At 51.4% G+C, this 13,112-nt stretch carries 13 protein-coding genes and 1 tRNA gene; 11 read left to right on the forward strand and 3 right to left on the reverse strand.

Translation table 11 applies throughout. The features are described from left to right. The first annotated feature begins 92 nt into the window (after positions 1-92). The 6 genes from DW817_RS05135 to coaBC are packed head-to-tail and all read left to right on the forward strand — an operon-like array spanning position 93 to position 3,997. Positions 93-716, forward strand: coding sequence for a hypothetical protein (locus DW817_RS05135; RefSeq protein WP_016459477.1), 624 nt, complete (start codon positions 93-95; stop codon positions 714-716). Positions 717-728: 12 nt separating this feature from the next. Then, positions 729-1,631, forward strand: a complete 903-nt coding sequence (locus tag DW817_RS05140) for a YicC/YloC family endoribonuclease (RefSeq protein ID WP_016459478.1) — start codon at positions 729-731, stop codon at positions 1,629-1,631. A gap of 16 nt (positions 1,632-1,647) precedes the next feature. After that, on the forward strand, positions 1,648-1,932 hold the full coding sequence (gene remA / locus DW817_RS05145; protein WP_009016427.1) for an extracellular matrix/biofilm regulator RemA: 285 nt from the start codon (positions 1,648-1,650) through the stop codon (positions 1,930-1,932). Continuing rightward, positions 1,925-2,554 (forward strand): guanylate kinase, encoded by a 630-nt coding sequence (gmk, locus tag DW817_RS05150; RefSeq protein WP_009016426.1) that lies wholly within the window; start codon positions 1,925-1,927, stop codon positions 2,552-2,554. Before remA ends, gmk begins: the two co-directional genes overlap by 8 nt. Positions 2,555-2,575: 21 nt before the next feature. After that, positions 2,576-2,782, forward strand: coding sequence for a DNA-directed RNA polymerase subunit omega (gene rpoZ, locus DW817_RS05155; protein ID WP_014128678.1), 207 nt, complete (start codon positions 2,576-2,578; stop codon positions 2,780-2,782). A 12-nt stretch (positions 2,783-2,794) separates the two neighbouring features. Then, positions 2,795-3,997 (forward strand): bifunctional phosphopantothenoylcysteine decarboxylase/phosphopantothenate--cysteine ligase CoaBC, encoded by a 1,203-nt coding sequence (gene coaBC, locus DW817_RS05160; protein ID WP_120111328.1) that lies wholly within the window; start codon positions 2,795-2,797, stop codon positions 3,995-3,997. Positions 3,998-4,208: 211 nt separating this feature from the next. Here the strand turns inward: coaBC and DW817_RS05165 are convergent, their stop codons facing one another. The 3 genes from DW817_RS05165 to hydE form a co-directional block, all read right to left on the reverse strand. Continuing rightward, on the reverse strand, positions 4,209-4,952 hold the full coding sequence (locus tag DW817_RS05165; protein ID WP_021736488.1) for a DNA/RNA non-specific endonuclease: 744 nt from the start codon (positions 4,950-4,952) through the stop codon (positions 4,209-4,211). Next, positions 4,949-5,356, reverse strand: coding sequence for a hypothetical protein (locus tag DW817_RS05170; RefSeq protein WP_009015832.1), 408 nt, complete (start codon positions 5,354-5,356; stop codon positions 4,949-4,951). The genes DW817_RS05165 and DW817_RS05170 overlap by 4 nt, the downstream gene beginning before the upstream one ends. Positions 5,357-5,588: 232 nt before the next feature. Beyond that, on the reverse strand, positions 5,589-6,647 hold the full coding sequence (gene hydE / locus DW817_RS05175; protein ID WP_120111332.1) for a [FeFe] hydrogenase H-cluster radical SAM maturase HydE: 1,059 nt from the start codon (positions 6,645-6,647) through the stop codon (positions 5,589-5,591). A gap of 147 nt (positions 6,648-6,794) precedes the next feature. Between hydE and DW817_RS05180 the strand changes: the two genes are divergently transcribed. The 5 genes from DW817_RS05180 to DW817_RS05200 all read left to right on the forward strand — a co-directional run bounded on the left by DW817_RS05180 (position 6,795) and on the right by DW817_RS05200 (position 13,100). Next, a tRNA-Ser gene (locus DW817_RS05180) sits at positions 6,795-6,883 on the forward strand. Between the two features lie 224 nt (positions 6,884-7,107). After that, complete coding sequence (locus DW817_RS05185) at positions 7,108-7,650, forward strand: nitroreductase family protein (RefSeq protein WP_009015830.1); 543 nt, start codon at positions 7,108-7,110, stop codon at positions 7,648-7,650. A 260-nt stretch (positions 7,651-7,910) separates the two neighbouring features. Further along, positions 7,911-9,488: a TerB N-terminal domain-containing protein gene (locus DW817_RS05190; RefSeq protein ID WP_009015829.1), complete on the forward strand. Its 1,578-nt coding sequence runs from the start codon at positions 7,911-7,913 to the stop codon at positions 9,486-9,488. Beyond that, positions 9,485-10,792 (forward strand): ATP-binding protein, encoded by a 1,308-nt coding sequence (locus tag DW817_RS05195; RefSeq protein ID WP_009015828.1) that lies wholly within the window; start codon positions 9,485-9,487, stop codon positions 10,790-10,792. The genes DW817_RS05190 and DW817_RS05195 overlap by 4 nt, the downstream gene beginning before the upstream one ends. 37 nt (positions 10,793-10,829) lie before the next feature. Next, complete coding sequence (locus tag DW817_RS05200; RefSeq protein WP_009015827.1) at positions 10,830-13,100, forward strand: DEAD/DEAH box helicase; 2,271 nt, start codon at positions 10,830-10,832, stop codon at positions 13,098-13,100. Positions 13,101-13,112: the final 12 nt, after the last annotated feature.

Consider the following 13,112-nt stretch of genomic DNA (forward strand, 5'->3'; position numbering starts at 1 on the left):
ATGCGTGGTCTGCAATCGTAAGATGCTAGACGGCACTTCACACAGTATAATATGTGGATTCTTTCTGGTCAAACCGCAAAGGAGATTATGGAATGAAAAAAACAGGATTGCTGCTTGTTGCCCTTCTGACACTGACCCAATCGGCTTACGCCATGCTCCCCCTTACGGAAAACAATATTGCTGCTGCCCAGCTTTACGGATCCCAGCGCAAAGGAGCGTCAGACCTTGAACTGGTAGCGCCTTGGACCGTCTACGACCGTAAGCAGACGAACCGTTATGGCGTCGGGGAAAAAACGGTTATGTACACGCCTTATCTTATGGCAGCCATCGATGCCAAGAGTCTTGCGGAAAATGGGGGAACTCCCACAATCAGCCGGGGCATGAAGGTGGCCAAGGCCTATGACGGTGTGCTTGCCCTCGGTGTCACAATCAGTACGACGACCAAGCTTGAACCGAAATTCCTCAAGGTCAAGATGTATCAGGGCACCAATGTGGTGGAACCCTATTACACGAATCTCAACCATGCGGCTCGGCGCAAGATGAAGGTGAACAGTGCCGCCGCGGGCGGCGTCGTCACGGTCAATGTCTGGGATGATCAGTACTATATCTATTTTGACCTCAAGAAGCTCGATCCCAAGCGGACCATGGTCCTTGCTGTAACTGATGAGGTCGGTGGAACGCGGGAGTACGTGCTGAAACTTGACAAAGTAAACTAAGGGGGCCCTACGTTGTTAAAGAGTATGACCGGCTACGGACGTGGCGATTATCAGGATGATTCGTTTTCCTTTACCTTTGAAATCAAGACCGTGAATCACCGTTATGCGGAACTGTCCATCCGCATGCCGCGCTTCTTGGCACCCCTTGAAAACCGGATGCGCAAGGTGATCTTGGATGATGTGAGCCGGGGACATATGGACGTTTTTGTCAATGCAGCCTATACGGGAACGGAAGGCCGTCAGATTACAATTGACAAAGGCCTTGCAAAGGCTTATCATGATGGTTTGAAGGAACTTTCAGCCCTTTTGGGCGCTCATGAAGGCGCGGTTGATGAGGGGCGGGAGGTTCTTTTTGTGGCAAAGTGCCCCGATGTGGTCATCCCCGGAGAGGCAAAGATCGATCTTGAAACGCTCTGGCCCCATATGCTGGGTGCCGTCCAGACGGGACTGCGCCATTTGGACGCGATGAGGGAGGAAGAAGGCCGCAACATCTCCCAAGATGTGGCGCGCCGCGTAGACCTTATCGAAGAAAAGCTTTCCTTCCTGGAAGAACGCGCCCCTGAAGCGGTCAAGGATTATGAAAAGCGCCTTGAAGAGCGGCTTCTTGAGGCCCTTCGTGCCCATGGAGCCGGGGACCTGGATGAGTCACGTCTCATCCAGGAAGTTGCTCTTTATGCGGATAAGGTGAACACGACAGAGGAGATGGTCCGTCTCCACAGTCATATCAAGCAGTTCCGCCAGATGCTCCAGGAAGATCATCCTGTCGGTCGGCGTATGGACTTCCTGGTACAGGAATTTAATCGTGAAGCCAACACCATTGCCTCCAAATGCAGTGATTCGACGATGACCCAGACTGTCGTTGAAATGAAGGGTGAGATTGAAAAGGTCCGGGAACAGATCCAAAATATTCAATAGTGGCAAGGAGTAGGAAATGGACATCAAACTGATCAATATCGGATTTGGCAATATTGTATCGGCCCAACGGGTCGTTACCATCATCGGCCCGGAATCGGCGCCTATCAAGCGGATCATCCAGGATGGCCGCGACAAGGGTGTCGTCATTGATGCAACCTATGGGCGCCGGACCCGTTCCGTCCTCATCATGGACAGCGGCCATTTGGTCCTTTCGGCCCTGCAGCCAGAGACCATTGCCAACCGGTTTGCCGTTGACGATGACGTTGACGACGAAGCTGGAGAAGGAGGAGACCATGAATAAACCACAGGGAATCTTACTTGTCCTTTCTGGACCGAGCGGTGCCGGCAAAGGAACCATCTGCGGACGGCTCCTTGAGAAACGGGACCACATGGCCTATTCCGTTTCCTGCACGACCCGTGAACCCCGCAAGGGAGAAGTGGACGGCAAGAACTATTTCTTCAAGACCCGTGAGGAATTTGAGGAAATGATCAAAAATGGCGGCCTTTTGGAACATGCTTCCGTTTATGGAAACTATTACGGGACCCCGCGTCAGTACGTGCTTGATAAGCTGAACGAAGGCCTTGACGTCGTCCTTGAAATCGATCCCCAAGGCGCGTTGCAGGTCAAAAAGAGCTACCCTGACGGGGTGTTTGTTTTCATCGTCCCGCCATCCCTTGATGAACTCAGTAAGCGCATTTATAAACGCGGGACTGATGCGGTTGATGTCATCAAGCGCCGACTCAGCGCAGCGACATCGGAACTAGCCTATGCTTCGAAGTATGATTACATTGTCGTCAACGATGAAGTGGAAAGAGCCACGGACAAGGTCAGCAAAATCATCGATGTGGAACATCTCAAAGTGGGACGCACCTACTACATTGTTGATGAAATCTGCCAACAAAAGACGACTGAACAAGACTAAAGGAGTGTTGTTATCATGACTATGATCGATCCGTCCATTGATTATCTGGCTGAAAAAGTAGGTTCCAAATATGGCCTTGTCATTATGGCTGCCAAACGGGCTCGCCAGCTTGTTGACCATGCACCGGCCCTGGTGGAAAGCAAATCCAATAAGCCCGTTTCCATCGCTATGGAAGAAATTGCCCAGGGGCTTGTAACGGCGGAACCCAAGTCGAACACCAAGAAATAAAAGGAGTCCACTGTGTTAGAGGGCAAAAAGATTGCAATCGGTGTGACCGGTGGAATTGCCTGCTATAAGGTGGTCACCCTTGTCAGCCGTCTCGTCCAGGCCGGGGCAGAGGTCCGTGTCGTAATGTCGGAGGCCGCCACAAAGCTTGTGTCCCCTCTGTTATTTAAGGAAATCAGCGGCGCGCCTGTTGCCTATGATATGTGGCGTGGCAATGATGAATTCAATGTGGAGCATGTGGCCTTGGGCCGTTGGTGTGACCTTATGGTTGTGGCACCGGCTACGGCCAATATCATTGGCAAGATGGCTGGCGGCATTGCCGATGACCTTCTGTCGACGACGCTTATGGCTTGCGATAAGCCCAAGATCATCTGTCCGGCCATGAACACGAATATGCTCAATAACCCCGCTGTCGTGCGCAACCTGGAAACGCTGCGCAGGGATGGCATTCTTATCATGCCGAGTGGAGCGGGCTACCTGGCCTGCGGCATCAACGGGGCTGGACGCCTTCCTGAACCGGAAGACATCAAAGCCTATCTTGATGTCTTTTTTGCAAAACGGGATGGTGACCTTCGGGGACGCCGCATCCTCGTGACGGCGGGAGGAACCCGGGAAGCCATTGATCCGGTGCGTTTCATCGGCAACCGGTCAAGCGGCAAGATGGGCTACGCCATTGCTTGCGATGCAGCGCGCCGCGGCGCCGATGTGATCCTTGTCTCAGGACCGACGGCCCTTGCGGCCCCGCGAAATGTAACACTGATTCCCGTGGAATCGACCCAGGAGATGCTGGATGCCTGCCTCACCGTCTATGATTCGGTGGATGCCGTGATCAAGGCTGCTGCTGTTGCCGATTACCGGCCCCATGAAAAAGCCGCGCAAAAGATCAAGAAAAATGAGGAAAGCCTCACCATCGACCTTGATAAGAACCCTGATATCCTGAAACTGTTAGGAGAAAAAAAGACCCATCAGTTCCTCGTCGGCTTTGCCGCGGAAACGCAGAACCTTATTGCCAACGCGGCCGCCAAAGTGCAGAAAAAGCACCTTGATATGATTGTCGCAAATGACGTTACGGCTCCAGGCGCTGGTTTCAGCACGGATACAAACATCGTCAAGCTGCTTTTCCCCGATGGAAGCATCAAGGAACCGGGTCTTATGTCAAAAGAGGATGTCGGAAATCTCATCCTTGATATCGTGCGAGACCAAACGGCTGAAAAATAAAAGCATAAAATGGTCTGCAATCACTGTATGTGACTGCAGACCATTTTTCATTGTTTCTTGATATTGACGCCATAGGTTCGATGCTGCGCATCGAGTACAAAGGAAAAAGAAAAAGGCGGGACGTGGCGGTATTATTGTGATTCTGGGTTTGGCTCTCTTCTTTTAAACTTACAGCTCTCTCAATCGGAGCATTTTTTGCTTCGACGCAGCCTCATGCTTTTTTGCTCCGACCGGTCTCGTAATTGATGGAGATTCCAGGCTGGTTGTTATATACATAAACATTGAACTGGACTCCAGCACCTTTATCTTCGACACTGTAGGCTTCCATCTGAACACCCCGCGCCACAAGTTCCCGCTCCTTAAAAATGGGGGTGACCCGATAGAGTACATGGTGATTGGTTTCTTTGACATAGTCGGCTACCATGTTTTCAAAGGGCAGCATCCCTGTTACGTTAAGATATCGTGTCCCAGTAATGAGATTGCGCGGATTGGCGTTTTCTGCCGTCAGCTGATACCCAATCAAGTGGCAGCGGTTGTATAGATATTTGCCGTCAATGCCTTCATATTTGACTGTATGCCAGCCTGAGGGTTTGATGTTTCCGATGGCGCCTCGTTTTTTAGTCGGCATGGTAGAACGGCTTACGTTGGCAAAGGCTGCGCCGCAGCGCCCTAGACTGTCGAGCTTGCTGTAGTGTTCAAAGGAACTGGTGGAAGCCTTGTCCTTATCGGAAAAGCTCGGCACATTGTCATTGATGACAACATAAGGTTTGCCGGAAAAATCAGGAATGCTTGCTAAATCAAAGGAGGTTTGTGCCGCTGATCCCTTTTGGGTGGCGACGGGCGCCGCGGCGGGCGCACTCTTTCTGGATGCTGCTTCCTTGGACTGGCCGCAGCCTGCTGCCATGAGTGAGAGGGAAAGTAAAAGGGATGCCGCGAAGTTCATGAGTTTTTTCATTTTTCGTATACCTCTTCTGTAATCTTGTCATGGGAAGAACCGGCAAAACTCCTTGTAAAGACGCAGTGCCAGGCCTTTGTTACATCGATATCAAAGAAAAAATCACCTGGATAGGACCGGTTCCAGTGATAGAGCACAATTTTTTCAATCCGGTCCAGGTAAGGGGCCGCTTCCCGGTCTTCAAGAAGGGCATATTCCTTAGGACCTGCTTTTTGAAGAAAATCTTCAGCCACTTCGATAGAAGCATTTTCTCCTTCAAAGAGGGCTGCCGTATAGGCGTCCATCCAAAGTTTTTGACCCGATACCTGGGCAAGGATTTCCTTCCTAAGGATCCGGTCCTGACTTTGACGGCGGTTGTTAAAGAGCAGGCCGCCTGCATCGTCGACACATGTGATGAGAATCATTGTAACATCGTTCCTTTCCGCAAAGTTGGGTACTTTGTCTATTATAACAAAATCCTTGCTGCGAATGCCTGTTTTCTTAAAAAAGAAGAAGCAGGGAAAAGATTATTTGGATAGTGAAAAGAGTCTTTGGCTGGAGCTTAGGTATCGTGAGCGATAGAAAACGTTTGTTTTATAAAATGAGCCCGTCTTTGAACAATCAAAGACGGGCTGACTCCATTGAAATGAAGTCCAATTAGTTTTTTTGAGCAGGTGCTTTAGGATGGCGTTCCAGAAACCTGAGGGAGTCGCCGCGGTCTACGACCATTTCATAGTTATGGCTAGAAAGGCTCGCATAAAGGGACTGGAGACGGCGCAGGAGGGAAACACCTCCACTGCGCCTTGTGACGCCAGGCACGGGCGGCGGGAAGAGGGGGACACGAAGTACATTGGCCCCGGAGTAAATCGCCATGACTTGTCCTTGGACATGGATGCTGTTAACAAGGGGAGAGGCGGCGATATTGGCCTTAGGGAACATCACGCGCAGGATGGCCGTGAGGCGCAGGAAGGTTTCCAGGTTACACGGCAGCTGATGACGGAAACTCGTTCCTTCCCTTGGAACAAAAGGAGATAGGCTGATTGTATCGGGATTGATTTCCTGGAGCATGGTAAGGTCACGGGCAAGATACTCCGCCATCTCATAAGGAGCCCCGACAAGGAATCCTGTATCAAGCTCATAGCCAAGGAGCTTAAGGTCGTTTAGGCAGTCTATTTTGGTTGATAGGGAATCCGACGGGGGATGGAGTCTTGAAAAGTGCAGGGGATCTGCCGTTTCAAAACGCAGGAGATACCGATCGGCACCGGATTTTTTCATTCGGCTGTAAGATAGGCGGCTTCGCTCACCAATGGAAAGGCCCAGCGCACAGTCCGGAAACTCCCCTTTGAGCGTTGAGATGAGGTTGCCCATGATCATATCTGTATAGTAATGATCTTCCCCTGATTCCAGGATGAATGAGCGCAGACCGAGTTCATACCCTTCTTTCAGGGCGCCGCGGATTTCCTCTGAATTGAGACGGAATCTTTTTTTATCCCTGTTTTCTTCTCGGAGGTCACAATAAAAGCAGTTTCGCGGGCAGTGATTGGTGAACTCCAGAACGCCCTGCATATAGATCCGGCGATGAAACAGATAATTCACCGCTTCCTGCGCGGCCGCAAAAAGCTTATTGCGCAGCGAAGGATCCTGGGAGCGCAGAAGCTCCAAATATTGTTCATCCGCAAGGGACGAACGCTGCATGAGCAGGTCGACAACATTCATGACAATTCCTCAACTTCCCTTTATTCGGTCACTACCGTCTACTTAACATTCTTATTATACTATATTGCGCGGCTTGTTACTAGATGGGTATGAAAAAATGCCCCATCTTGACAAGAGCGTTCCATTCCGATATACTTCATTTGTTATGGAGAGGTGGCCGAGTGGTTTAAGGCACCAGTCTTGAAAACTGGCGATCCTGCGAGGGACCGTGGGTTCGAATCCCACCCTCTCCGCCAATTAAAAATGAGATATGCGGACGCTTTCCGCATAAATTCAAATAACACCGCATGAGTCTTTGAATAAGGACTGGTGCGGTGTTTCAGTCTTTTATCATTTCCACATATGTTTACATGAGTCCGTACCATCAAGCAAAGCTTGCGCACCAATTGCGCACCAGCTGCCCCTAAAAACATCCTCTTTTGATTCACCCCTATGGACTGTCCGAAAGGAGAAATTTCCCATGAACTTTTTTGATCTTTTATCGGCCCGCCGCAGCGTGCGTCAGTATACGGAAGAACCCATCGAGCGCAATAAGCTCCAACAGATTGTTGCCGCCGGACTCATGACGCCGAGCAGCAAGAACCTTCACAGTACAGAATTTTTAGTCGTCGAGGACCGGAGCCTCATTTCCCAAATGGCCCGCTGCAAGCCTCGCTTTGGGGAAATGCTTACACAAGCGACGGCGGCTGTCGTTGTATTGGGGCGCCTTGAATCCCATGCTTGGGTGGAAGACGCGTCCCTTGCTATGCTCGCGATGATGCTTGAGGCCCGGGAACTGGGAATTGGCAGCTGTTGGGTGCAGGTAAGGCATATGGTCTCCGAAAAAATAGGCTCTGATGGAAATCCCCTTACGTCGAATAAGGATCTGCAGGAACTGCTCCATTTTCCGGATGGGCTTGAGGTTGAAGCCATCCTTTCCTTGGGATATCCGCTCCATCCCATTCGTCCAAGAAAATTGGCTGACGTGAGACCTTTCCGGGTCCATTGGGGCAAGTGGGAGTAGGGCCGTTTCCTCTTGCTGTTTGGGCAGCCGTAAAAAAGGGACGCAACGCATAGACATGGACAAGCGACAGGATCTGTACGTATGGAATGTGCGCTGCAGGTCTTGTTTTTTTGTCGTCTTTTGTCCCTTCCCACGAGATTTTTGAAAGTCAAGTTGTATCGACCTTCCTTTCTTTGGTAAAATGAAGGACAAAGCATTGCTTTTTCACCAACTTGCACTATAATGAAAGTGAATACATGTTTAGGATAGGAGGGGTGACAATGGGGTCCAGGACCATTGATGAGCTGCGGAAGCTGCTCCATCTGCCCGATGTGGAATATGGCCGGGAAAGCATCAGGCGCAGGAAGTGGCAGGAACCGCTTCCTGCCGCACTGCAAAAGCTTCGGGAATACCAATGGCAGGCACGCAACAAGTATAGCCCTTCCGAACTTTTTGTCCTACAGGGAAAAGCCGCGGAAAACTATAGCGATGAAACGGTTCACACTGGCCCTTGCCTTCACTATTATCCATCTTATTCGGCGCTCAGTGACAGCGAGCTGCGGGGCTACTTTGGCTGGCGTACGCGGGTTCGTCGGGGACAGGTGGAACCATCAAACCTCACCTTTTACATCCTTTATGCCAATGAACTGATCAATCTTATTGGTGTCAAATCGCCGGAGGAGGGATACGAACGGCTCCTAAAGCTGCGGGACGACTATGGGCCGAAGGAACCGACCCTTATTATGCGTCTGAATGAGTGGCTCTTTCATTTCATGGTCTATTATGGGGTGACGCCCGAAAAACTCCCGCCCGTCGTGCAGAGTCTCATGGCCCTTGGTAAGGACCTTACGTATCTGGAAACGGAAGACCTAGTCCTTCATCATCATGAGACCGTTGAGGTCCTTTCTAGACATTCCAATTACAACCTTAAGAAATCCCTTCTCTATCATAAAGATCCTCTGCATTATGAACGCTTCATTGCCCTGATCTATCAAAAGATTGTGGCCTATTTCAAGGACCATCGACAGATGGGATTCATGGATACGTGCCTTGCCAGTGAAACCTATCGCTGGCTCGACCTTTTTGAAACGGCTTATTTTCTTCCTGAACGCCGGGAACGAAAAAAACTGATTTATCGATTCGATCAGTATGCATATGTAAAGACTGATGGGGAAATCTGGACCCTATGGTACCGAACGGCGGATAATAAGCATAGGCGGAGACTGGGATCCTATCTGCGCATGGCCGAGGTCCATTATCGAAAGCTCATGGAAGAGCCGCCCCTCCAGCCGCTTGAAACGCCGCCTAAATGGCTGGTGAAAAGTGTGGATGCCATTGTGGCCCATTTTCAGGAAGAAGCCGCACGTAAGGCACGGCAGGAAGTGTCCTTCGATTTGAGTAAATTGGGCTTAATCCGCAAGGATGCCGCACAAACGCGGGATAAGCTCATGACAGAAGAGGAAACGCGGGAAGAAAGCCTTCGGGAGTTGTCCAAGGAAGAAAGGAAGGAACCCGCTTTGACGCGGGTTGCTGAAAAGGCCTCTGAGCAAGGACCTCAGCTCGCCTTCTTGGAAAAAGAAAAAAGTACAGCCCAGATACCGCCCCCTCACAGAGTGCCCGTGGTGGAAAAGAAGGCACTTCCCTATGGCCTTACGGAGGCGGAAGCTGCTTTTCTTAGGGCACTGCTTACGCATGCATCCTATAAGGAAACGCTTCCTCCTGGCATGATGGTTTCCCTCATGATTGACCGGGTCAACGAGAAACTTTATGATGAATTTATGGATACGGTCCTTGCTGATGACGGAGGGCCGATGATCCTTGCCGATTACGTCGATGACCTGAAAGGAGTCCTACTGTGATCAAAATCCCAAAAAGAATTGCCCGGACCCTCATCAGTTCCTTAAAGGGCGGTGTCGTGCCCCGCATTGGCCTGCCTTATATTACTGTGGGGCGTAAGAACGAGATTGACGCGCTGCTCCACGATGTCTCCGTGATTGAAGAAGGCGGCGCCTCCTTCCGTTTTGTCGTAGGGCGCTACGGAAGCGGCAAAAGCTTCCTGCTCCAAACCATACGCAACTATATCCTTGAAAAGAACTTTGTCGTGGTGGATGGGGACCTGTCACCGGAACGGCGGCTTCAAGGAACCCATGGGCAGGGGCTTGCCACGTACCGTGAACTCGTGCGCAACATGTCGACCAAGACCCGCCCCGAAGGGGGTGCCCTTACGCTCATCCTCGACCGCTGGATTGACCGTGTCCAGGCCCTGACCATGGAAGAAACCGGCCTTGCCATGGGGGATGGGGCCCTTATTGACGCTGTGGAAAAAAAGATCCGCAAGGTCCTATATTCCCTGGGGGACATGGTCCACGGTTTTGATTTTGCCCGTCTCCTGAGTCTTTACTACGAGGCCTACCGCAGCGGTGATGATGCCCAAAAGGCCCTTGTCATCAAATGGTTCCGCGGGGAATACGAGACAAAGACAGAGGCCAGGAAAGAACTCGGCGTCAATATCATCATCACCGATGATGACTGGTATGAATACCTTAAAATCTTTGCCTATTTCCTGAAACAGGCTGGTTATGCCGGCTTTTTTATCCTGATCGATGAACTGGTCAATATCTATAAGATTCCCAATGCCATTTCCCGTCAATATAACTATGAGAAGATCCTTACCATGTTCAACGATACCATGCAGGGAAAGGCCCACTACCTAGGCATCATTCTCAGCGGTACGCCTCAATGCATGGAAGATCCGCGCCGCGGCGTCTATAGCTATGAAGCGCTGCGTTCTCGCTTGGCGGCAGGGCATTTCAGCGGTGACTACAAAGACCTGCTGGCACCCGTGATCTACCTTCAGCCCCTGACGCCGGAAGAACTGCTCATCTTGACGGAAAAACTGACGGAGATCCACGGCTTGCTCTATGAATATGACAATAAAGTGACCCAGGAAGACCGCATTTCTTTCATTCGTCAGGAATTTGCCCGCGTCGGGGCCGATTCGCATATTACGCCCCGGGAAATCATCCGTGATTTTATCGAGCTCCTTGATCTTGTCTACCAGCACCCGGATAAGACAATCGGTGATTTCCTCCAAAGCGGTGAGTTTGTCTATGCCAAAAGTGAGGAAACGCCCGACGGAAAGTTCGCCGAATTTACGCTTTGACTCGGTTGCTGTTTGTTGACAGGAAAGGATCCTGATTTTGTCTATTTTTGATGAATATGCTCCTTTTGTGCAGGATTTCATCTATCGAAATGGCTGGGACGAACTGCGCCCCATCCAAGTGGCCGCAGGGGACGCCATCTTCCATACCGATGATAACCTGCTCCTCACGGCATCGACGGCGTCAGGCAAGACGGAAGCCGCCTTTTTTCCCATCCTGAGCCTTTTTGATGCCAATCCGCCCAAGTCTGTGGGCTGTATCTACATCGGACCGTTAAAAGCCCTCATCAATGATCAATTCCAGCGCCTGACAGACCTTTGTTCCGATGGGAATATCCCTATCTGGCACTGGCATGGTGATGTTTCCCAGTCTCACAAAGCAAAGCTCATGCGCCATCCGTCGGGCATCCTGCAGTTGACCCCGGAATCCCTGGAAGCCATTCTGCTTCATAAGCATATGGCCGTTCCTAGGCTCTTTGGGGATTTGCGCTTTGTTGTCATTGATGAGGTCCATTCCCTGCTGCGCGGTGACAGGGGCGGACAGACCTTGTGCCTTATCGAGCGAGTCAGCCGCCTTGCTGGCGTCAATCCCCGCCGCATTGGGCTGTCAGCTACGATGGGGGACCCTGAACGAACAGGGGCTTTTTTGTCCCTCGGCACGGGGCGGCGCACCATCATTCCCCGTATACAGTCAAAAGGAAGCCGCTGGCGTCTTTCCCTTGAGCATTTTTATGTCAAGGATACCCAGGCCGGGGAAGGGCGGACCGATATCAAAGCCCTGCCCGTTCTCGATGAAAAGACCGATACGGCTCCTCGTGAGGCGGATCCCGGTCTTGGTTACATCTTTGAACATACGCGGGGAAAGAAGTGCCTTGTTTTTGTCAATTCCCGCGAAGAGTGTGAAGGAGTGACGACAAGCCTGCGCCAATACTGCGAATTGAACCATGAGGCGGACCGCTTCCTGATCCACCACGGAAATCTCAGCGCAAGTTACCGGGAAACGGCGGAAATGCTTATGAAGGATGAAAGCAAACCCTTAACGACGGTTACGACGTCGACCCTTGAACTAGGAATCGACATTGGTCGTCTGGAACGAGCCTTCCAAATCGACGCGCCCTGGACGGTCTCGAGCTTCCTGCAGCGTATGGGACGCACAGGACGGCGCGCCCTGCCGCAGGAAATGTGGTATGTCATCAGGGAAGACGAACCGGAAATCCGGGCCCTGCTGCCAGCGACCATCCCTTGGAAGCTCCTTCAAGCCTGTGCCTTAATCCAGCTTTACCTGGAAGAGCGCTGGGTGGAACCGCCGCGGCTTGACCGGCTGCCTTTCAGCCTTCTTTATCACCAGACCATGAGTGTCCTTGCTTCCTGCGGGGAGATGAGCCCTGCTGAGCTTGCCTCCCGCGTACTGACACTCAATTATTTTCACCGCATCACCCCTGATGACTACCGCGTCCTCCTGCATCATCTTATCCAAACGGACCACATCCAGTTGACGGAAAAAGGCGGCCTCATTGTCGGTCTTGCGGGGGAGCGGGTCATCAATTCCTTTAAGTTCTATGGCGTCTTTCAGGAAAGCGAGGAATATACTGTCCGCAGCGAATCCCAGGAACTGGGTACGGTTGTTGCACCCCCGCCGCCGGGTGAAAAGATTGCCCTAGCCGGCCATGTATGGCGCGTCCTTGAAGTGGACCGCAAACGGCATCTGATCTACTGTGAAATGGTAAAGGGCAAAGTACCGGCTTACTTTGGTGAATGCCCAGGTGACCTTCATACAAAGGTCCTGAAACGGATGCGCCAGGTCCTGCGGGAAGATACCCTTTATCCCTATCTCATGAAAAATGCTGTCAGCCGCCTTACGCAGGCGCGCTGCACGGCAACCCAAAGCGGTGCTGCTGATGAGAATCTGATTTTTTTGGGCGGCAAGATGTGGTGCTTCATTCCCTGGCTTGGGACCTATGGATTTCTTGCCATGGAGCGTTTCCTGCGCCTTAAATGCGGAGATAAGCTTGGCCTAAAGAATTTGGACCCCTTCCGGCCCTTTTTCATGCAGTTTACCATGGAAGCGGATGCGCCTACCTTTTATGCCGTCCTGCGGGAAGAGGGGGAAAAGCTCAATAATCCGATGGATCTGGTGTACCCAAACGAGGTCCCTTTATTTGATAAATATGATGAATATTTGCCCGAGGAACTTGTAAAGAAAGGATTTGCCTACGGCGTGCTCCGCATGGATGAAGTCAAGGACTTTTGCCGCAGCCTTTCAGCAGAAAAGGCAAGGCCGGCGGAACTGGTTGACGGGGCACCATCATGAAAAATAGGAGAA

It is taken from the genome of Acidaminococcus sp. AM33-14BH (assembly GCF_003603525.1).
Taxonomy (GTDB): Bacteria; Bacillota; Negativicutes; order Acidaminococcales; family Acidaminococcaceae; genus Acidaminococcus; species Acidaminococcus intestini.